Source organism: Microbacterium sp. HMH0099 (assembly GCF_049384025.1).
Taxonomy (GTDB): Bacteria; Actinomycetota; Actinomycetes; order Actinomycetales; family Microbacteriaceae; genus Microbacterium.
The window spans coordinates 133,448-154,197 of record NZ_JBMRJR010000002.1 but is presented as its reverse complement, the minus strand read 5'-3'; the positions used below and the strand labels follow the sequence as shown (position 1 = coordinate 154,197).

Genomic DNA, 20,750 nt, shown 5'->3' with positions numbered 1-20,750 from the left:
CTCGCGATGCTGGTCGGCGCCCTCCGGGGCGACCGCCGGCATGTCGTGCGCACCGCCGTCGGCGTCGTCCTCCTCGTCGTCGCGACGGTCGTCGCCGTCCGCAGCGCCGCCGGGCTGGCCGACGCGGGCGGCCTCACCACCGCCGTCGTCTCCGTGCTTGCCGGCTCCGCCGTGACCCTCGGCTTCGCCGTCGCGCCCATCGTCACGGGGGCGGTCGACCCGCTCGACCCCCGACGCTTCGCCGTCATCGGCCCGGAGCCCCGGCCTCTCGCCGGGGCGCTCCTGCTGGCGGGCTTCCTGAGCGTCCCCGCCCTGGTCGTCCTCGCGCTCTCGCTCGCGCTCGGCGGCGCATGGCTCGCACACGGCGCGTCACCCGTCGCGGTCGTCGCGTCCGTCGTGCTCGGGGTGGCGACGTGCGTGCTGCTCGCTCGCGTCTGCATGGCGGTCGGAGCCCTGCTGCTGCGCCCCCGCCAGTCGCGCGAGCTCGCCGGCGTCTATCTCGTCGGCGTCCTCGTGGTCGTCGTGCCCACCGCGGTGTTCCTCGGGTCCCTCGAGTGGGACGGCGTCGTGCCGTCTCAGCTGGTCTCGACCGCCGAGATCCTCGCCTGGACGCCCGTCGGCGCCGCGTGGGGCATCGCCCTCGCGCCGAGCGCCGGAGCCGCCTGGGGGAGCGCCGCGGTCGCCCTCGCCACGGTGGGTGCGCTCACCGCGCTGTGGTTCCTCATCGTGCGGGTCCTCCTCACCACGACTCCGCGCCCCGTCGCCGTGCGCGAGCAGGGCGGTCTCGGCTGGTTCGCCCTGCTGCCGGGCACGCCGGCCGGGGCCGTCGCCGCGCGCAGCCTCTCCTACTGGCTCCGCGACCGCCGCTACCTCGTCAACATCGTGGTCGTCCCCGTCGCCGCGGTCCTGACGACGGTGCCGCTGCTCCTGGCCGGCGTTCCGCTGGAGGTCGCCGCTCTCGTCCCCGTGCCGATCATGGCGCTCTTCTTCGGCTGGCTCCCGCACAACGACCTCGCCTACGACTCGACAGCGGTGTGGATGCACGTCGCCAGCGGCATGCGCGGCGTCTCGGACCGCGTCGGCCGTCTCGTGCCCGTCCTGCTCATCGGCGTGCCGATCCTGGCGGTCGCGCTGCCGATCGCGATCGCCGCGCACGGACGCTGGTCGCTGCTGCCCGCGCTCGTCGGGGTCTGCGCGGCGCTGTTCCTGGCGGGGCTGGGACTGTCCAGCGTGTCCTCCGTCCTCGCTCCCTACGCCGTCTCCCGGCCGGGCGACAGCCCGTTCCAGCAGCCGCAGCGCACCGGCTCCGGCGGGGTCGTGGCGCCGGGCGGCGTCATGGTGGGAGCCGTCCTCGCGGCGGCGCCCGCGATGTGGTTCGCCTGGCAGGCCCTGACGACGGGAGCGGACGACAGCGCGGCCGCCCTCTGGTCGGGCATCGGCGCGGGCGTGGTCGTCCTCGTGCTCGGAGTCGTCATCGGCGCGGCGCTGTTCGAGCGCCGCGGGACCGCGCTGATGGAGTTCGCAGAGGCGGCCTGACCGTCCGCTCCGCGCCGGGCGCGGCTACACTGGCTGACCATGAGCACGCCTCTCGACAGTCCGGACAGCGGGGGTCTCGCGACCCTGGATCGCGAGCTCGAAGAGCTCATCCGCGAAGAGAACATCGAGCCCGGCGACCACGAGCGCTTCTCGCATTACGTCAAGAAAGACAAGATCCTCGAGTCCGCTCTCACCGGCAAGCCGGTCCGCGCCCTGTGCGGCAAGAAGTGGACCCCGGGCCGCGACCCGGAGAAGTTCCCCGTGTGCCCCCAGTGCAAAGAGATCTACGAGTCGCTGAACAAGTGACCCGGCGGGCGGTGGGGCGGCGACGCCCCGCCGCTCACACCTCCTGGTACTCAGTGGGGATGGCCGGCTCCGACCGGCTCAGCGCGAGCGCCCGGACCGGGAGCTCCTCGCGGACGCGTGCGTGATGCGCCCGCGCCGCCTCGACGCCGTCGGGACCCAGGGCCGCGGCATCCGGTTCCCCCGCCACCATCAGCGGGACCTGCAGCGCCCGCGCGTCCGGGTGCGCGGACGGGGTGGACAGCTCCTCGAAGCCGTCGCTGACGACGATGAGCTCGCTCGTCGCCGTCCCGCCGTCGAGGGTGCGGAAGGCCGCCTTGCGTCCGCCGCGGGAGATCTTCTGGCTGGATGCCTTGGCGACGGGCACCCAGGAGCCGTCCGCGTCCGCGCGGGCGACGATCTTGAACACCAGTCCGGCGGTCGGCGTGCCCGAGCCGGTGACGACCGACGTGCCCGCGCCGTAGCTGTCGACGGGGGAGGCAGCCAGTGCGGCGATCGCGTACTCGTCGAGGTCGCTCGTGACCGTGATGCGCGTCCCCGTCGCCCCGAGGTCGTCCAGCAAAGCGCGGACCTCCGCGGCGACCGTGGGCAGGTCGCCCGAGTCGATACGGACGCCGCCGAGACCCGTGCCGGCGACGCGGACGGCCGTGCGGACGCCCTCCTCGATGTCGTACGTGTCCACCAGGAGGGTCGTGTCCGTGCCGAGCGCCTCGATCTGCGAGCGGAACGCGTCCTCCTCGCTGTCGTGGAGGAGCGTCCAGGCGTGCGCGGCGGTGCCCATCGTGGGGACGCCCCAGCGGCGACCCGCCTCCAGGTTGCTCGTGGCCGAGAAGCCGGCGATGTAGGCGGCGCGCGCGGCGGCGACGGCGGACTCCTCGCCGGCACGCCGCGATCCCATCTCGGCCAGCGGGCGGTCTCCGGCGGCGACGCTCATGCGCGCCGCGGCCGTGGCGACGGCCGAGTCGTAGTTGAGGATGCTCAGGGCGAGCGTCTCCAACACGACGGCCTCGGCGAAGGTGCCCTCGATCGTCAGCAGCGGTGAGCCCGGGAAGTAGGCCTCGCCCTCGCGATAGCCGGTGATGGACCCCGTGAAGCGGTAGTCCGCGAGGAACGTCAGGGTGGCGGCATCCACGATCCGGTTGTCGCGCAGGAACCGGAGTTCCTCGTCGCCGAAGCGGAAGTCGCGGATCGCGTCGACGAGGCGGCCGGTGCCCGCGACGACGCCGAACCGGCGCCCGCCGGACAGGCGGCGGCCGAACACCTCGAACACGCAGCGGCGGTCGGCGGTGCCGTCGCGCAGGGCGGCGTCGAGCATCGTGAGCTCGTAGCGATCGGTGTGCAGGGCCGTGCTCCGGGTCATGGCGCCAGCCTATTCCGGGCGCTCGCGCGGACCGAGACGGGCGTTGGGCGGTTGACATCCGCACCGGGCGCCGGAGTCGGGTGCCGGTCGGGCCACGCCCCGCCGGGTAGGCTGGCTCCCTATGGACGACGCGCCGATCGGGATCTTCGACTCGGGGGTCGGCGGTCTCACCGTCGCCCGCGCCGTCTCGCAGCAGCTCCCGCGCGAGTCGATCCTCTACATCGGCGACACCGCCCGCTCGCCCTACGGGCCGAAGCCGATCGCGGACGTCCGCAAGTACGCGCTCGAGGTGCTGGACACCCTCGTCGAGCAGGGCGTGAAGATGCTCGTCATCGCCTGCAACACTGCCTCGGCCGCCATGCTCCGCGACGCCCGCGAGCGGTACGACGTGCCCGTCGTCGAGGTCATCGGCCCGGCCGTGCGCACCGCGATGTCGACCACCCGCAACGGCCGCATCGGCGTCATCGGCACCGTGGGGACGATCGGATCCCGCGCCTACCAGGACATGCTCGAGGTGAACGAGCGCCTGACCGTGTTCGCCGAGGCCTGCCCGCGGTTCGTCGAGTTCGTCGAGGCGGGCGTCACCGACTCGCCCGAGGTGCTCGCCGTCGCGGAGGAGTACCTCGCGCCGCTCCGGCACGCCGGCGTCGACACCCTCGTGCTCGGCTGCACCCACTACCCGTTCCTCGAGGGCGCCATCAGCTACGTGATGGGCCCCGACGTCAGCCTCGTCTCGAGCGACAGCGAGACCGCGAAGGACGTCTACCGTCAGCTGGTCTCCCGCGACCTCCTGGCGGGACCGGATGCCATCGCCTCCCACCGCTACGAGGCCACCGGCGCCTCCGCCGACGAGTTCCTGCGCCTCGCGCACCGCCTGATGGGCCGTGAGGTCCGCGAAGTCCAGCTGGTGCAGACCGGCGCCATCGACCTGCCGCGCTGACCGCGGCATCCATTCATCCGAGGAGAAGCATGGACACCCGCAAGGACGGCCGCGCCGTCGACGACCTGCGTCCCATTACGATCGAGCGCGGCTGGTCCGCACACGCCGAAGGCTCGGCGCTCATCACGTTCGGCGGCACCAAGGTGCTGTGCACCGCATCGTTCACGAACGGCGTGCCGCGCTGGCTCACCGGCAAGGGCAAGGGCTGGGTCACCGCCGAGTACGCGATGCTGCCGCGCGCGACGAACAGCCGCAACGACCGCGAGAGCATCAAGGGCAAGGTCGGCGGCCGGACGCACGAGATCTCGCGCCTGATCGGCCGCGCCCTCCGTGCCGTCGTCGACACCAAGGCCCTCGGCGAGAACACGATCGTCATCGACTGCGACGTCCTGCAGGCCGACGGCGGCACGCGGACCGCGGCGATCACCGGCGCCTACGTGGCCCTGGCGGATGCCATCGCCTGGGGCCGCGAGAAGAAGTTCATCGCCCAGCGGTCCGAGGTGCTCGTGGACTCGGTGTCCGCCGTCTCGGTCGGCATCGTCGACGGCACGCCGCTGCTGGACCTCGCCTACGTCGAGGACGTCCGCGCCGAGACCGACATGAACGTCGTCGTCACGGGACGCGGGCTGTTCGTCGAGGTGCAGGGCACCGCGGAGGGCGCGCCGTTCGACAAGCGCGAGCTCGACCAGCTCCTGGAGCTGGGCGTCAACGGCTGCGCGCAGCTGCGCGACCTGCAGACCGCGGCGCTCGAGGGCTGACATGGCCCGCATCGTCCTGGCCACGCACAACCCGCACAAGGTCGAGGAGTTCCAGGCGATCGTCGCCGAGGTGCGGCCCGACCTGGAGGTCGTCGGCTACGACGGTCCCGAGCCGGTCGAGGACGGCGTGACCTTCGCCGCGAACGCGCTGATCAAGGCGCGCGCGGCCGCGGCGCACACGGGACTGCCGGCCCTCGCGGATGACTCCGGCGTGGCCGTCGACGTGCTCGGCGGATCGCCCGGCGTCTTCTCTGCCTACTGGGCGGGACATCGGAAGGATGCCACGGCCAATCTCGAGCTGCTCCTGGACCAGCTGTCCGACGTGGCCGATCCGCACCGCACCGCGCAGTTCGTCTCCGTGATCGCGCTCGTGCGGCCGGACGGGAGCGAGGACACCGTCGAGGGCCGCTGGCCCGGGCGCCTCGCCACGGCGCCCGCCGGTCCGGGCGGCTTCGGCTACGACCCGATCTTCCTCCCCGACGGCCAGCCGCAGGACGCGGAGCGGACCGTCGGCGAATGGTCCGCCGCCGAGAAGAACGCCGCCTCGCATCGCGCGCGGGCCTTCCGCGCGCTGGTTCCGCTGCTCGCGCAGCTCTGACGCGGCGGGCGCGGCCGGTCGGCCGGTCCGGCGCGTCGTCGGTTTTGTCGGGCCGCTGGGGCGCGTGCGTCCTGCTGTGGCGCCTGAGCCGCTCGTGGCCCCGCACGCCCTGCATTCTCGCGTCGGGTCGGCGCCGGCTGACTCCTCACCATTCAGGTGAGCCCCCTGGTGGTTCAGCGGGTGAAAACCGCATGCCGCCCCCGCGTCTTTCCGCGGTCTGAGCCCTCTGCGGTCATAGGTGTCGCGAGAGCGTCGGGGCATGCGCTCGCCCGCCCTCGCTCCCATCGCCCTCCTCGCCGCACTGCTCATCACGGCCGCCGCCGCACCGCCCGCTCAGGCGGTGGGAGGCCCGCCGGGCGACGTCGACGGCGACACGATCTCCGACACCGTCGAGCAGGTCGTCTGCGGCTCGGACACGTGCGCCACCGGCGCGGAGGACGTCGACGGCGACGGCATTCCCGACGTGGTCGAGGTGGTCTCGTGCGGGTCGACCACGTGCGCGGATCCCTGGGCGGACGTCGACGGCGACGGCATCCCGGACTACGTCGAACGCCTCGTCTGCGGGAGCGACACCTGCAGCGACGGCGAAGAGGACGAGGACGGGGAGGGCATCCCCGACTGGGTCGAGTGGGTCATCTGCGGGACGGCCACCTGCGCGACCGGCGCGGAGGACCTCGACGGTGACGGAGTGTCCGACGCGGACGGCCTCCGTGCGTACGCCGATCATCAGAGGGCAGCCCTCGCCGTCACCGGCGCGTCACTGACCTGGACGCCGTGGGTCCTCGGGGCAGCCGTCCTCGTGACCGCCGGCGGGGGTGCACTCGTGGCTCTCCGTCGCCGGAAGCAAGACCGGGCTCGGCTCGAGGCCGGGGGAATGGAGCGGTGACCGCGGGCATCCGGCGCCTGACGGCGGGGCTCTCGATCCTCGCGCTCATCGTCTCCGGTGGGGCGGCGCACGCGGAGTCCGCGCACACCGTCACGGGCGATGTCATGCGTCAGCAGATCCTTGAGCGCGTTCGTCAGGCGGCCGCCCCCGCGGCGACCGTCGAGGAGTCGACCGGTGACTCACCGGCTGCCGAGGGCACGATCGAACCCGGCAGCGGGGCGATCCTGGATGCCACGGATGCCGGCGTGCGCGCCGAGTTCTCCGGCCACGACCTGGCGGGACCGCTGTCGGCCCAGGTGTCCGTCCTCGGCGAGGGCGCGGCGGTGTCCGCGGCGTCCGAGACGCAGGGCGTCGTGGCCGCGCCGCCGGTGGAGATCCGCGCGCGCGACGACTCCGGAGAGAGCGTCACGCAATTCCCGGCGAGCTATTCCCTCGAGCGCGACGCATCCGGGATCGAGGTCGCGAAGGACGTCGAGCCGGGCATCCGTCTCGCGCTGGGGGTGGATGCCGACGAGCTGTCGGCCGCCGGTGTGGAGCTCTCCAGCCTCCGCGTCTACAGCCGTGAGCGGGCGGGAGAGCCCTGGCAGGCGCTTCCGTCGTACTTCGACTCCGCGTCCGGGACGGTCAAGGCGGAGTCGGAGCACCTGTCCGAGTTCGTCGTCATCGGCACGCCGGTGACCACGACGCCGGTGCCCCGCATCGTGCTCGACCCGGACGACGACGCCGGCTGGGCCGACTCGCCGGGTCCCCGCATCACGGAGCTGCCGTTGAACGTCCGACTCGCCGACGGGCTCGCGGGGATGTTCCGGGAGCGGTGCCTTGCCGACGTGACGGTCACCCGCGGGGCCGATCAGCGCTTCCTGTCCGCCGAGACACGTGGGGCGGTCGCCGCGTCGCACGACCCCGACGTCACGCTCACTCTCGCCTTCAACACGAACAAGGGTCGGGCGTGGGGGACGGCGAAGGACGGTGGATCGCTCCTGTTCTCGCGCGGCGGCACCAGTGACGCCCTGCGGGACTCCCTCCGCGCGGAGATGCCCGGCTATACCGGTCGCCCGGCGCAGGTGCGCAAGCCCACCGCCGACTTCCCGCGCGAGGAGTATTCGAGCCTGCCGGGCGCCGTCGTGCACATGGAGACGCTCTTCATGGACCACAACTTCGACCGTCCTGTGATCGACGGCGGGTGGGACTCCATCGTGAACGGGGCGTTCACGGGGGTCGGCAAGTACCTCGAATCTCAGGGGTTCTCCTGCACGAACCCGGTCACCGGCGGCTGGCCGGCCCGGCCCTCGGCGGACCAGCTGAGTCGGTGGTACGCGCTGGGGTATCGGAACTGGCAGCACTACGGCGCCGACCCGGTGTCCTTCTCGACGGGCAACCTCGTCGAGTCCGAGCACCTCTTCTCCCTGCCCGGCGCGGGCGGCTCCCGGACGGACGTCTCCCTCGTCTATAACTCCCAGGACGGCCGGCTGTCACGGACGGGTGCCGGGTGGAGTTTCGGGCTCGGCGGGCGTGCGCAACGGTTCGACGACAAGTCCGTCCTCGTCGTGCGCGGCGACGGGGCATCGATCCTCTTCGAGCCCGACGGTGCCGGAGGGTACGCGGATCCGCGGGGCGAGGGTCTGCACCTGACCGAGGCGGGCGACGGCGTGCTCAGGATGACGTCCCGGGACGGCGAGACGTGGGAGTACGACGCCGCCGACCAGGACGGGATCGGCGAGCTCGTCCGCACCGTCGACGCGGGCGGACACATCACGACCCTCACCTACGGAACGCCCTCGGACGCGCAGCAGTTCGTCCCTCTGACGGGGATCACGGATGCCTCCGGGCAGACCGTGCGAGTGGACTCCGACGACCGCGGGCGCATCACCGCCTTCACCCTTCCCGACGGCCGCGCCTGGTCGCTCGGCTATGACGCGGCGGGGGATCTCGTCCGTCTGGTCTCGCCCGATGGTGGTGCCAAGACGTTCGCCTACGACGATGAGCACCGCGTGACGTCGATGACGGACGCCCTCGGAGCGACCTACCTCCGCAACGTCTACGACGACCGTGGTCGGGTGCTCCAGCAGGGGGACGCCGACGGGAATCTGCGGGGATTCGACTACCGCACGGGCGAGACGGTCTACACGGATCAGGAGGGGCGCGAGCACTCCTACGCGTTCGACGACCGCGCCCGCATCACGTCGATCACGGGCCCGACGGGGGACGTGCAGCGATGGACGTACGACGACGACGACAACATCACCGCCTTCACCGACGCCGGCCGTCGCACCACGACCTACGACTATGACGAGGCCGGCCGGATGACGCAGGTCACCGATGCCCTGGGCGCGACGACCCGGTACACCTACACGAAGACCGGCCGAGTCGCCTCCGAGACGGACGCGCGGGGGCGCGTGACGGCGTACGCATACGACGAGCACGACGTTCTCACGGCCACCGTGCTGCCCGACGGGTCGACGGTCACCTATGACGTCGACGACGACGGCAACGTCACCCGCATGACGCTCCCCTCCGGAGCGGCGTACGACTACGAGGTCGACGCTCGCGGCAACCGCGTGGCGAGCACCGATCCGCTCGGACGCACCACGCGTCTGGCCTACGACGAGGGCAACAGGCTCGTGGCATCCACGGATCCGCTCGGACGCGTCGCCCGGTACGAGTGGGACGCGCGCGACCGGGTGACCGCTGTCGTCGATCCCCTCGGCCGGACGACCCGGTACTCCTACGACCTCAACGGCAACCTGACGTCGTCCACCGACCCGGCGGGCAACGTCACGACCTTCACGTGGGACGCGCTCTTTCGGGTCGTCAGCGCGACGGATCCGCTCGGTGGCACCACCTCCTACTCCTACGACCGCGAGGACGGACTCACCGCGACCACGGACGCGGCCGGGCGTCAGACGAGCTTCGTCCTCGACGCGCTCTCGCGAGTGACCGAGGCGACCGACGCGGCGGGTGCGACGTGGAAGCAGACCTACGACGGCTCCGGTGCGCTCGCGTCGCAGACCGACCCGCACGGCGGGGTGACCACGCAGACGGTCGACCGGCTGGGTCGGGTCACGGCGGTGATCGGTCCCACCGGGATCGAGCAGCACACCCAGTACGACGAGGTGGGCCGTGTCACCTCGACGAGCGACGCCCTGGGGCACACGACGCGCTACGAGTACGACGATCTGGACAGGTTGACGGGGGAGGTGGATGCCGCCGGCCGACGCACGAGCTACAGCTACGACGCCGACGGGCTCCTGGTCGGAACGGTCGACCGCCTCGGCAATCCGACGCTGTACGAACGGGACGCCGCCGGTCAGGTGACCACGGTGACCACGGCATCCGGCGCGACGACCTCGTACGCGTACGACGCTGCGGGCAACGTGACCCGGGTGACCGACCCGGTGGGCCGCGCCACGTCGTTCGAGTACGACGACGCGGATCAGCAGGTGGCCAACGTGGATGCTGCCGGCCACCGCACCACATACGTCTACGACGCGGTGGGAAACCTGCTGTCGTCGACGGACCCGAACGGTCACACGACCTCGGCGACGTGGGATGCCGCCGGCGACCCCCTCACCGTGACCGACGCGCTGGGAACACCACCCGCTTCGCGTACGACCAGGCGGGTCAGCTGACGACGGTGACGGACGCCCGGGGAAACGTGACGTCGTACACGTACGAGTCCCACGGCGAGCTCGCGACGGTCCGCGACGCCGCGGGCACGACGACGAGCTACGCCTACGACGAGAGCGGACTGCTGGCCTCGGTGACGGATGGGCGCGGCAACGCGACGACCTACGGCTACGACGGCGCGGGTCTTCCGGAATGGATGATGGATGCCGCCGGCCACCGGACGCGGTACGAGTACGACCGCCGCGGCTTCCTCACGCGGACCGTCCTGCCCTCGGGCGCGGGCATCACCTCCGCGTACGACGAGGTCGGCAACCTCATTCAGCAGAGCTCCGCCTCCGACACGCTCCGGTTCGAGTACGACGGCGAAGGGCGGATGATCGCCGCGTCCAACGCCGCCGGGGCGACGGGATGGACCTACACGTCCGACGGGCTCGTGGCATCCCAGATCGACATGCGAGGACGTGAGCTCGCCTCTTCGTACGACGCCAGCGGTCTTCTCAACGCCCTGACGGTGCCCGACGGAGCGCAGATCTCCTACCGTCACGACGACGCGGGGCGGGTGAGCCGCATGGACAGCCCGTGGGGCGCCGCGGACTACGGGTACGACGATGGCGGCAACCTCTCCTCGGTCCGGCGGTCGAACGGTGTGCAGACGACTTATGGGTACGACGCGGCGGACCAGGTGACGTCCATCGCGACCTCCACACCGGACGCCGGGGCGGCCCGACCGACGACGGCCGCGGCTCCGACGCGCACCGGTGGGATGTGCCCCGCGGTGGGCGGCGGCTCGCGCGTCGACATGGCCCGCGCCGCGGACGTGGACACGGCAGGGTGCAGCAAGCCGGGTGCGTACCTCGCTCGAAAGTCGTTCCCGTCCGATACCGGTGCGCTGCCCCAGGGTGCGTCCTTGTCCTTCGCCTACGGGTACGACGCCGTGGGGAACGTGACATCGACGGAGCGCACCGCCTCCGTACCGACCAGCGGCCTGCCCGGGGGAGTGGCACCGGCCGCCGCGCCGCGGGAGGACGCGTCGAGCGGGGACGGGACAACCGTTCTCGACCGCTCGCGGTCGACGTACACGTACGACTCGCTCGACCGGCTCGTCGCCTCCACGACGGATGCCGGCGCGGAGGACACGTGGGGGTACGACGAGGTGGGGAACCGGACGACGTGGACCCACCGCGCGGCGTCGACGTCGACGGGCGTCCTGGACCCCGTGCTGACGTTCGACGGCGACGGGCGCAGTGTTCCCCGTCCGCCGGCCTCGATCGCCGTCGGGAGCGTGAAGGCGACGGATGCCTCCTTCTCGCAGACGCAGTCGTTCGACGCGCTCAACCGACTGGTCGACACCCAGGGCGGCCCCGCGGGCGGAGTGAGCTACACGTACGACGACGACGGACATCGCGTCGCGCAGAGCGGCGGCGCTCGGGGTTCCGCAACCTATTCGTGGAACGAGCTCGGACAGCTGCTCGGGTATGACACGGGTGGCGAGACCGCTCAGTTCACCTACGACGCCCTCTCGAGGCGGGTCGGTACGACGACGCGGAGCGACCGCGGCGAGACCACGACCGCCACCGTCTGGGACGGCTGGCAGCCGGTCCAGGACGAGAGCAGCGTGGCCGGGACGACCACGCTCGTCCGGGACGAGGCCGGCGAACTGCTCCTCGAGGGACGCACCTCAGGACCGGCGGTATGGGATCTGCTCGACAGGCTCGGCTCCGCCGTGGCCCAGGTCGGCGACGCCCGCCTGGGTACGTCGCTCAACCACGCGGCCCAGCAGGCGCGCGACGCGTCGAACGACCGTTCCGCGCAGATCACCCAGGTGTCCGCCGCGGACGAGTGGGGATCGCCGAGCTTCTCCACCTCGGGATGGAACGCTGCGGTCGGACATTCGGGCGAACGGGTGGACCCGTCCGCCGGCCTCGACCTGTTCTACTCCCGTGGCTACGACACCGCGTCGGGATCGTGGCTGTCGCAGGACTCGTGGGGCGGCGTTCTCGCCGACCCGTTGACGATGAACGGCTACGCCTTCGTGACGGGGAATCCGGTCACCCTGCGTGACCAGCTGGGCTTCGCCCCGGTACGTCGTCTGGACGGCGGCAGGACGAAGAAGCGCTCGCCGCAACTCTCCGTGCCCTCGAATGTGGGCAGCCGGTTCCCCGGGGCCCGGACGGCACCCGCGCCCGCGTGGCACCCGCCGATGTCGTCGCCGCGCGCGCAGTCGCCCGCGGCGACCTGGCCCACCTCGCGCCGATCCGCCAGCGGTACGACCCCCAGCACCAAGGTGGGGCGCTGGACACCGCCCAAGCCGGCGGCCACCAGCCCGCGAACGGTCTCGCAGCCGACGGCACGCCACACGAACGACTGGTGGAATCCGTCCTCGTGGGACGGCGACACCTGGCGAGATGTGGGCGCGATCGCCGCCGGGACGGCGATCGCCGTCGGTCTCACGCTCGCCATTGCTGGCTCCGCAGCGTGTGTCGTCCTCACAGCTGGCGGTTGTGTTGCTGCAATCGCAGTGGCAGGCGGCGCGGGCAGTCTCGCTACGTACAACCTGTCGTCGGGTGAGAAAACCCCGGAGGGTGCGGCGGTGGCATTCGCCGGAGGCACCGCGCTTAGTGTGGCTGGCGTGGGCGTGGGCGCGTTGGCCGCCCGAGTGGGGCTACGAGCGCTGGGCGCGAGCGGAGCCTCCGGCGTCACGAAAGTCGAGGTGGGGTCGAGTCGAACCTATATCGACATCACACGGGGCAGCTCCCTCCGAAATATTGGCACCACGACCTCTCATACCGAGTTCCGTAATACCCTCATCGAGGCCGGATGGATCCCTGGTCGGAGCAAGGATGGCGCCGTCGAGATCTTCACTAAAGGATCGCAGCGATACATTCTGCGCAGTAACGCCGCGTCATGGCATGGCTGGACAGCAGAGTTCGTGCAGCCGGGACAACCTTCAACAAAACTCCGATTGGGGTATGAATAGAATGATGAATGCCATTGACTTCGCAGAAAGCTCCGCCGGCTACGAATCAATTGCCGCGGTCGTTCGAACCTGCGCGAAAACAACAGCTCGTTTCCCCTGCTGGCCCTTCGAAGGGCAGGGGGTTATTACCCTGCTGGAGTTCGACGTATTCATGGGGGGGTATTTCGGCGACGCCGTTCGCTTACTGTGCGCTCAGTACGGGGACTCGGAATTATACGCGTGCGGCGCCTCGGAGAATGCTAAATTATTCTACGCGACGCACGATTTTTGGCCCGCTTTCGCAATTCGCCGTGGGGATCCGGCGGAGCAATTTCGGCGGGCGCTCTCCACGGACAGGATCCCGTCCAGCGGCTACATAAGCCAAATGGGGATACTGCTAGACAGTATATCCCTTGTGGGTGACAGTAAACAATGGGCCGCATGGGGTCTGCGGGAACAAAACATTGTTGTATTGCTCTCGAACGATGCTTTCTGGGTCCCCAAGTCCGCCGGGCTGCCGACGTGGACGACCGAGGACCTGAGAGACTTTTCGACTCTGCCGCTCGAGTGGGGTTCACCGGCCAACGAATGGCTCCATTTTCGGGAGCTGCTCGAATCGCAACAAAGGCAGTCATGAGTAGATCTTTTTCTGACTACACGCCAGACGATTCCGGCGCGGACGGTCGCAACCGCTTTGTCGAAACCCTCGGTTGCAAATTCGATCACTACGGTGAGTCAATGAGTGTCAAGCGCGTCGTGGCAGGGTGGGCTTCGAAAGTGAACTGGCTGCGTGCTAATTCGAGGAGCGATAGGAGCGTCGAAGAGGGTGACATGATCCACCACGACTTCATTGGCATCCTCCACTGGCGCAACGAGTTACAGCGCGGCCTCGACAGCGTCTCCGTGTCGCGTGGCGGTGATGAGTGGGCACTTGTAGAGGCGATTGATAATCATTTCGCAGACCTGACCGCTTTGGATCATCTCGGGTGTCTGCAATTCCTGGCGCCCGACCTGTGGTCTGTCCCGGCTGATGATTCGTGGTGGAGGGTGCGAATCCCTTGCGACGGGTCTATCGGGTTTGAGTTCGCCGCAGTCATCCGCAGGCTTCAAGAGCGGTCGCCCGCTTTCCGGGAGCAAGTTCGTTCGCTAGACAGTGGTGCGAAGTTCACTGACAGGGTGTGTCGATCTGCGGCCACGGCTCCCTCCTTTCCGCACAGGCATGACCGGCTGCGCGGAGCGGACGCGGCGCTGACATCATCGGGCGAAACGGCGTTGGATCATCTGGACTTTTTGGAAGCCCTTTCACGGTGGGCGTGCTCACTCAACGCATTGAGGCTGGAGGTGACAGGTACGCCCCCATACCTCGAGGGATCAATGACAATCGACGGTTACACGAGCATCCTCAAAGAAAGAATGGCAATACGAGAGCATTTGAACCGATTCCATTACGCGGCCGAAAGTGCCGAGGTGGCGATCTTGAACGCGCTAGAGGCCTACTTCCTCTCCCTGACTCTCCACGACTCGGAGAGCGTCCTCGCAGAATTTTTGCATCTGACGTCGACGGAGCATGATCGCGTATCTGATTTGATGCGAATACCAAAGGGGGGTTCGATTTCCTTCGAGCTGACCGCGGCAGCGAGGCGAGTTCGAGGCATATACTCCCCGCTCGACGATTGGTGCGAACACGTGAAGCGGGTTTCCAGGCCGGGCCAGGTGAGTCGATGCCTGCACCGCCGGCTCTTGAATTTTCACTTGAAACCGCTCGGCCTTTTGCGCCCTCCTCTAAGAAAAACTTCACCATGAGATCTGTCCGAATGGGCGGCTCGATAGCGCACCCGGAGCCATCAGCCCAGGCAGCACTCACATTGGTCCCGTTCCTGGGCGGCGAGTTGCTCGCGATAGGCGTGGCTATCCATGGCATCTTAGTTGGACGCGGAGTGGGTGAAATACTCACCTGGTCGACCGCAGGCACGCTTTTCCCGATGATTATGATTGGCATCTTTTCTCGCAAGCGAGGGCAGTGCGTGAAACGATGGCTGAGATCGTTGAAGCCGATCCTGGCGTTACCGTTTATCCATCCCTAGACGCAGGAACCGCGTTCCGCATAAGCAGCTGTCGGGATTGGAGGGAGGGGGATCGCCTTCGAGCTGGTGTTGACGCTCTCGAAGACGGGACTCGCCGTCCGAAGTGATTCGGGCGAGTTTAGCTACAGTTACGACGACGTGAGTTCAATAGAGACGTGGGTGATGTGGACGCTGCTGGTTCGGGCGCCGCAGATATGTATCCGCTTCGCGGACAGCCGAACCCTAGTGATCGCGCCAGCTCATGTCGGGCTGAGAGGGATTTGGGCCTTCAGCAAGCGAGACTTGCGGATGTTCGAACAAGACCTCGAACGGCGCGCCCCTGGTCTCACGTCGCGTCATCGATGAGCAGATTCGGCCTTAGCGCCCGATGCGTGCAGAAGAGGAGCCGATGAGATGCCGGGATTATGAGAACCGTTGTTAAAGCAGCCTCTATAGCGAAACCCGAGCCGGCGGCGCAGGGCTTGCTCATGATTCTGCCCGTCGTGATTGGTGGGGCGCTTGCCGTTGCCGGGGTGATCCACGGTCTGCTCCTTGGCAGAAGCTCAGACGAGGTCGGGTTTTGGCTAGCGGTTGCGGTCGTCTATCCGACGACTGTGTTGCTCATATTCTCCTCGACTAGACGTTCTTTGCGCGAGCTGGCGGCTGTGGCGGGCGACGCCGGCGCGGGTGTCACTGTATACACATTTGCCGAGGGAGGGAGTGCATACGGGATAGACAGCTGGCGAGATTGGAAGGACACTGATCGCCTCGGCGAGGGGTTGCTGATCCTCTCAACCGAGGGACTGGAATTACGAAGCTCGGACGTGAACTTCGCCTATGCATTTAGTCAGGTCAGAGCGGTAGAGGCTTGGTACATCTGGAGTCGCTTTGTGTGGGCACCTCAGATTTGCGTCTACTTCAATGATGGTCGAACAGCAGTACTGTCCCCAGCACACACGGGGTGGAAGGCTATTCGCGCGTTCTCGAGAGCCGATCTCAGAGCGTTTGAGCAAGATCTGGAGCGGCGCGCGCCCGGTATTACGACGCGTGGAGAGTGAAGGGCGAATCGGCCGGCCGCCGATGATGATCCGATCGGGGTTGGAACAGGATGCTGGATCCGATCGATTTCGCAGAGACGCAGAGACGCTCGCGGACTACATGCGGTCAATCGCTTCACTGCCACTATCGACTGTGAAGTCGAGACCGATCGCGCCGCGATTGCGCATCACATGTTGTCAACGTGGCGCTGGGAGTGAAGCGAGCCCCCCCCCCCCCCGGCATCCGCGGCCCGGAGAAAGAGAACGGCTCTCATTCCCGACAGCGCCCGAACCCCGCGGCGGAGTCGGGCCCGGCCTAGCCTGGGACCATGCACGATCACGCGCCGGGGGGTGGCATCCGGGACCTCAGCAACCGCAGGTTGCTCACCATCGCGCTGAGCATCACCGCGAGCGTGATGATCGTGCAGATCGTCGGGGCGTTCCTCACCGGGTCGCTGGCGCTCCTCGCCGACGCCGCCCACATGTTCACCGACGCGGCCGGACTCGTCGTCGCCCTCGTCGCCACCGCCATCGCGGCACGCCCGGCCGACGACCGCCGCACCTTCGGGTACCAGCGCGCGGAGGTGCTGGGGGCCCTCGCGAACGCGATCACCCTCATCGTCCTGTGCCTCTGGGTGGGCGTCGAGGCCGTGCAGCGCCTGATCGCCCCCGCGGGCGCCGAGGTGCAGGGCGGGCCGATGCTCGTCGTCGCCGCGATCGGACTCGTCGCGAACGCCGTGTCGATGTGGCTGCTCGGACGCGCGCAGAAACGCAGCATCAACGTCCGCGGCGCCTACCTCGAGGTGCTCGGCGACCTCGTCGGCTCCGTCGCCGTCATCGCAGCGGCCGTCGTCATCGTCACGACCGGATGGACCCAGGCGGATGCCATCGCGTCCCTGTTCATCGCCGTCCTCATCGTCCCGCGGGCCATCGGTCTGCTGCGGGAGGTGGTCGTCGTGCTGACCGAGTCGGCGCCGGTCGGCGTCCACGTCGCCGAGATCCGCGAGCATCTGCGCGAGGCGGACGGCGTCGTCGACGTGCACGACGTGCACGTGTGGCAGCTCACGCGCGGAGCCCCCGTGTTCAGCGCGCACGTCATCGTCGAGGACGCCGCGCTCACCGACGGGCGCGCCGCGCGCATCCTCGGCTCGCTCCAGGAATGCCTCGCCGACCACTTCGACGTCGCGCACTCCACCTTCCAGCTCGAACCGGCCGGACACGTCGAGCACGACACCCACCACGCCTGACCCGCCTCAGGGTTCGCGGCACCCGCGCGCAGTCTGGGCCGCGCTTTGCAGGACCGGTGGGGCGCATGGTGCCTGCTGTGGCGCATGGGGGAGTGGATGCCGCCTCCGTCCTGCAGAACGCCACGGCACTCGCTCCCGCGCGGTCCGCGCGCACCCCCACAGCGCGTCTGCAGGACCGGTGGGGCGGGTGGTGCCTGCTGTCGTGCATGGGGGAGTGGATGCCGCCTCCGTCCTGCAGAACGGCATGGCCACGGCACTCCCGCGCGGCCCACCCGCCCCACGCTCGTGCAGACCGCACCCACACGACGGTCAGCCCGGTGGTATCCCGTCCCTCAGTCCTCGCGGACGACCTCGGCGGGGCTCTTGTCCGGACGCAGGCCCCGCCACCGCGCTTGACGCAGGATGCCGCCCGGCGTGAATTCCGCGAACTCCACCTCGCCCACCAGCTCGGGCCGCACCCACAGGGCGTCGCGGGCGTCGGCGGAGGGCACCCCGACGAACGGATCGGCGTCGGCGCGCAGCGGGTCGAGCAGCGCCGTCAGTGTCGACAGCGTCTTCTCGCCGAAGCCGGAGCCGACCCGACCGGCGTACTGCAGTCCGTCCGCGGTCGGCACGCCTACGAGCAGCGACCCGATGGTGCCGCTGCGACCGCCCTTGCCCGGGCGGATGCCGCCGATCACGACCTCCTGCGTGCGGGAATGCTTGACCTTCAGCCAAGACTCCGACCGCTCGCCGCGTCGATACCCCGAACGCGGGTCCTTCACGACGACGCCCTCGAGTCCGAACCGCGCGCTGGCGCCGACGGCGCCGTCGACATCGTCGAACACCGGCGGGATGACGACCGGCGGGGTGGCATCCAGGTCCTCCAGGATTGCGCGCCGGTCGGACAGCGGCACGGCCGCGAGGTCGCGGTCGCCGACGGCCAGCACGTCGAAGAGGTACAGCCGAACCGGCGTGCGCTGCGCCTCGCGGGAGATCTCGCGCGGTTGGACGAGGTTCATCCGCTTCTGCAGCAGCGGGAAGCTCGGTCGGCCGTGGTCGTCGAGGGCGACGATCTCACCGTCCAGCACGAGCGGGTCAGGGCCGAGGCCGAGGTCGACGCCCGTGAGCTCGGGGTACGTCGCCGTCAGATCGTTCCCGTTTCTCGAGCGCAGGTGCAGCTGCTGTCCGTCCCACACGCCGATGCCGCGGATCCCGTCCCACTTCATCTCGACCCACGCCCGGCCCCATCGCTCCGCCGCGGCCCGGGCGACCCCGGCGGTCGAGCGCGTCGCGAGCATCGGGCGCACCTCCGCCATGGCGGGCATCGGAACCCGGGATGCCGCCCCCTCCGGGCTCCGCGATGGCTCCTCCACAGCGTCGTTCTGCGCTGCAGCATCCCCCGCGCCTGCGGCGGGGGACGCCGGCGCGGTATCCCCCGCGCCAGGGGCCGTCGGCGCGGCAGGGTCGGAGAGGTCGGCGGTCGCCCGTGCGTCGGCCGCGGCCTCGTGCCGGGCGGCATCCCTCCCTCGCCCGGAATGGTCGAGCGGGACGACCTCGGCGCCGGCGGGCTGCGGGTCGCCGTGCGCGTCGGTCTTCATGCGGTGCAGGAGCCATTGCGACTTCTCGCCGCTGCCCTCGGTCCGGATGAGGGCGAGACGGACACGGCCGAGCGGCCCGTCCGGCGCTCCCTCGAGCGTGAAGATGACCTCGTCGTCGCGCCACTTCTCGAGCTCGTAGCGGCCGGTGTCCCAGACGGTCATGATGCCGGCGCCGTACTCCCCGCGGGGGATCTCGCCGGCGAAGTCGAGGTACTGCATCGGGTGGTCCTCGGTCATGATCGCGAGGCTGTTCTTGCCGGTGGTCGGCGGGACGCCCTTAGGGACGGCCCAGCTCACGAGGACGCCGTCGCGTTCGAGGCGCAGGTCCCAGTGCAGCCGCGTCGCATGATGCTCCTGGATGACGAAGCGCGGCAGCCCCTCGGCGGAGACCTCGCCGTGCGGGACGTCGGGAACGGGCTCGGGGGTGCGCCCCGCGGTGCGCTTGGAGATGTACGCCCGGAGGGGCCCGTCCGTCTCGATCGCGGCGAGCGGGTCGCCGAGGGCGTCGATGCGGTCCACGACCTCGTCGAACAGCAGGTGGCGGAGTGCGGGGTCGTCGAGCTCCGTCCAGGTGCGCGGGGCGGCCACCGTCGGGTGGGACCGCCCTCGCAGGGAGTAGGGCGCGATGGTGGTCTTCGACCCGTTGTTCTGGCTCCAGTCGATGAAGACCTTGCCCGGCCGGAGCGACTTGGACATCTGACTGACGACGAGATCGCCGTGGTCGGCCTCGATCGCGCGGGCCAGCTCCTTCGCCACGGCGCTGACGGCGTCGCTGGACTGCCGGCCGTCGAGGTGGGCGTAGAGGTGGATGCCCTTGCTCCCGCTGGTGACGGGCATCGGGTCCAGTCCGATGTCCTGCAGGATCGCGCGCGCCCATCGGGCGACCTCGGCGCACTCGATCAGCCCCACGCCGGGACCGGGATCGAGGTCGAGCACGATGCGGTCGGGGTTCTGCCGCTCGCCGTCGGGGGAGAAGCGCCACTGCGGCACGTGCAGCTCGAGGCTCGCGACCTGGGCGAGATAGACCAGCGTGGGCAGGTCGCCCACGAGGGGGTAGTCCTTCGCCCCCGAGGAGTGGTCGATGGGGAAGCGGCGGACCCATGCCGGCGCGCCCGGCTCGAGCGCCTTCGCGAAGAACGCCTCGACGGGGGCGTCGTCGGTCCCGACGCCGTCCGGCCAGCGCTTGCGGGTCAGCGGGCGGCCGCGCACGTGCGGGAGCAGGACAGGCGCGACCCGTGAGTAGTAGTCGATCACCTCGCCCTTGGTCGTGCCGGTCTCGGGGTAAAGCACCTTGTCGAGGTTGGACAGCCGCAGACGACGGCCGTCGATCCGCACCGTCTGCTCCGCCATCGCCCCAGCGTAGAGCGACGGGGCGGAGGGATGCCGAGGGGGTTGCGGCCATGCCCCTCGCCGAACTCCTGAGTGTCGGGGCCGCGGGTGCCGCCTGGTGCGCCGCGGCCCCTCGCCGAACTCCTGAGTGTCGGGGCCGCGGGTGCCGCCTAGTGCGCCGCGCCCCCTCGCCGAACTCCTGAGTGTCGGGGCCGCGGGTGCCGCTTGGGGCGCCGCGCCCCCTCGCCGAACTCCTGACTTCTGCCGCCGCTGCACCGCCGTTGGCCGCATGTGCGCGCAGTTCCGGCGGTTTTCAGGAGTTGGGCGGGCGCGCGCCGGAGGCGCCGCCAGCCGGCGCGCGCGTCGGCTCAGGAGTTCGGCGGGTGAGCGCCGGAGGCGCCGCCAACCGGCGCCCGTCGGCTCAGGAGTTGGGCGGGCGCGCGCCGGAGGCGCCGCCAGGCGGCGGCGCCCCGGCTCAGGAGTTCGGCGAGCCGGCGGGCCGCACCCGACGGCCGGCGCAAGGGCCTCGT

The 20,750-nt window shown here is 69.9% G+C and carries 14 protein-coding genes; 12 read left to right on the top strand and 2 right to left on the bottom strand.

The window, feature by feature from the left end:
• Window positions 1–6 precede the first annotated feature (6 nt).
• Both ACO03V_RS04540 and ACO03V_RS04535 read left to right on the top strand, forming a co-directional pair.
• The gene (locus ACO03V_RS04540; RefSeq protein ID WP_423136764.1) at window positions 7–1,536 is read left to right on the top strand and encodes a hypothetical protein; all 1,530 of its coding nucleotides are present in this window, start codon (window positions 7–9) and stop codon (window positions 1,534–1,536) included.
• Window positions 1,537–1,575: 39 nt separating this feature from the next.
• Window positions 1,576–1,842: a DUF3039 domain-containing protein gene (locus ACO03V_RS04535; RefSeq protein WP_367726516.1), complete on the top strand. Its 267-nt coding sequence runs from the start codon at window positions 1,576–1,578 to the stop codon at window positions 1,840–1,842.
• Window positions 1,843–1,876: 34 nt separating this feature from the next.
• Here ACO03V_RS04535 and ACO03V_RS04530 read toward each other — a convergent pair whose 3' ends face one another.
• On the bottom strand, window positions 1,877–3,199 hold the full coding sequence (locus tag ACO03V_RS04530) for a nicotinate phosphoribosyltransferase (protein WP_423136763.1): 1,323 nt from the start codon (window positions 3,197–3,199) through the stop codon (window positions 1,877–1,879).
• A 121-nt stretch (window positions 3,200–3,320) separates the two neighbouring features.
• On the opposite strand from ACO03V_RS04530, the gene murI reads away from it, so the two are divergent.
• From murI to ACO03V_RS04480, 10 genes are all read left to right on the top strand, one after another.
• Complete coding sequence (murI, locus tag ACO03V_RS04525) at window positions 3,321–4,139, top strand: glutamate racemase (RefSeq protein ID WP_423136762.1); 819 nt, start codon at window positions 3,321–3,323, stop codon at window positions 4,137–4,139.
• A 29-nt stretch (window positions 4,140–4,168) separates the two neighbouring features.
• Window positions 4,169–4,897 (top strand): ribonuclease PH, encoded by a 729-nt coding sequence (rph, locus tag ACO03V_RS04520; RefSeq protein WP_423136761.1) that lies wholly within the window; start codon window positions 4,169–4,171, stop codon window positions 4,895–4,897.
• A 1-nt stretch (window position 4,898) separates the two neighbouring features.
• Entirely contained in the window at window positions 4,899–5,495 is a 597-nt protein-coding gene (rdgB, locus tag ACO03V_RS04515; RefSeq protein WP_367726520.1) for an RdgB/HAM1 family non-canonical purine NTP pyrophosphatase, read from the top strand.
• 259 nt (window positions 5,496–5,754) lie between these two features.
• The gene (locus tag ACO03V_RS04510) at window positions 5,755–6,381 is read left to right on the top strand and encodes a hypothetical protein (RefSeq protein WP_423136760.1); all 627 of its coding nucleotides are present in this window, start codon (window positions 5,755–5,757) and stop codon (window positions 6,379–6,381) included.
• Window positions 6,378–10,010 carry a DUF6531 domain-containing protein gene (locus ACO03V_RS04505; protein WP_423136759.1) on the top strand — a complete coding sequence of 1,211 codons (3,633 nt, stop codon included), beginning with the start codon at window positions 6,378–6,380 and terminating at the stop codon, window positions 10,008–10,010. Before ACO03V_RS04510 ends, ACO03V_RS04505 begins: the two co-directional genes overlap by 4 nt.
• A 5-nt stretch (window positions 10,011–10,015) precedes the next feature.
• Window positions 10,016–12,985 carry an RHS repeat-associated core domain-containing protein gene (locus tag ACO03V_RS04500; RefSeq protein ID WP_423136758.1) on the top strand — a complete coding sequence of 990 codons (2,970 nt, stop codon included), beginning with the start codon at window positions 10,016–10,018 and terminating at the stop codon, window positions 12,983–12,985.
• Between the two features lie 4 nt (window positions 12,986–12,989).
• Window positions 12,990–13,601 (top strand): hypothetical protein, encoded by a 612-nt coding sequence (locus tag ACO03V_RS04495; RefSeq protein WP_423136757.1) that lies wholly within the window; start codon window positions 12,990–12,992, stop codon window positions 13,599–13,601.
• The gene (locus ACO03V_RS04490; protein ID WP_423136756.1) at window positions 13,598–14,767 is read left to right on the top strand and encodes a hypothetical protein; all 1,170 of its coding nucleotides are present in this window, start codon (window positions 13,598–13,600) and stop codon (window positions 14,765–14,767) included. Before ACO03V_RS04495 ends, ACO03V_RS04490 begins: the two co-directional genes overlap by 4 nt.
• 685 nt (window positions 14,768–15,452) lie before the next feature.
• Window positions 15,453–16,085, top strand: coding sequence for a hypothetical protein (locus ACO03V_RS04485; RefSeq protein ID WP_423136755.1), 633 nt, complete (start codon window positions 15,453–15,455; stop codon window positions 16,083–16,085).
• Window positions 16,086–16,393: 308 nt separating this feature from the next.
• Window positions 16,394–17,311, top strand: a complete 918-nt coding sequence (locus tag ACO03V_RS04480) for a cation diffusion facilitator family transporter (protein WP_423136754.1) — start codon at window positions 16,394–16,396, stop codon at window positions 17,309–17,311.
• A 332-nt stretch (window positions 17,312–17,643) separates the two neighbouring features.
• Here ACO03V_RS04480 and ACO03V_RS04475 read toward each other — a convergent pair whose 3' ends face one another.
• Window positions 17,644–20,241 carry an ATP-dependent DNA ligase gene (locus tag ACO03V_RS04475; RefSeq protein ID WP_423136753.1) on the bottom strand — a complete coding sequence of 866 codons (2,598 nt, stop codon included), beginning with the start codon at window positions 20,239–20,241 and terminating at the stop codon, window positions 17,644–17,646.
• Window positions 20,242–20,750 lie beyond the last annotated feature (509 nt).

Excerpts from the sequence above, each read along its gene's own strand:
- ACO03V_RS04540 (WP_423136764.1), top strand. The coding sequence starts at position 7 with ATGCTGGTCGGCGCCCTCCGGGGCGACCGCCGGCATGTCGTGCGCACC.
- ACO03V_RS04535 (WP_367726516.1), top strand. The coding sequence starts at position 1,576 with ATGAGCACGCCTCTCGACAGTCCGGACAGCGGGGGTCTCGCGACCCTG.
- ACO03V_RS04530 (WP_423136763.1), bottom strand. The coding sequence starts at position 3,199 with ATGACCCGGAGCACGGCCCTGCACACCGATCGCTACGAGCTCACGATG.
- murI (WP_423136762.1), top strand. The coding sequence starts at position 3,321 with ATGGACGACGCGCCGATCGGGATCTTCGACTCGGGGGTCGGCGGTCTC.
- rph (WP_423136761.1), top strand. The coding sequence starts at position 4,169 with ATGGACACCCGCAAGGACGGCCGCGCCGTCGACGACCTGCGTCCCATT.
- rdgB (WP_367726520.1), top strand. The coding sequence starts at position 4,899 with ATGGCCCGCATCGTCCTGGCCACGCACAACCCGCACAAGGTCGAGGAG.
- ACO03V_RS04510 (WP_423136760.1), top strand. The coding sequence starts at position 5,755 with ATGCGCTCGCCCGCCCTCGCTCCCATCGCCCTCCTCGCCGCACTGCTC.
- ACO03V_RS04495 (WP_423136757.1), top strand. The coding sequence starts at position 12,990 with ATGAATGCCATTGACTTCGCAGAAAGCTCCGCCGGCTACGAATCAATT.
- ACO03V_RS04490 (WP_423136756.1), top strand. The coding sequence starts at position 13,598 with ATGAGTAGATCTTTTTCTGACTACACGCCAGACGATTCCGGCGCGGAC.
- ACO03V_RS04485 (WP_423136755.1), top strand. The coding sequence starts at position 15,453 with ATGAGAACCGTTGTTAAAGCAGCCTCTATAGCGAAACCCGAGCCGGCG.
- ACO03V_RS04480 (WP_423136754.1), top strand. The coding sequence starts at position 16,394 with ATGCACGATCACGCGCCGGGGGGTGGCATCCGGGACCTCAGCAACCGC.
- ACO03V_RS04475 (WP_423136753.1), bottom strand. The coding sequence starts at position 20,241 with ATGGCGGAGCAGACGGTGCGGATCGACGGCCGTCGTCTGCGGCTGTCC.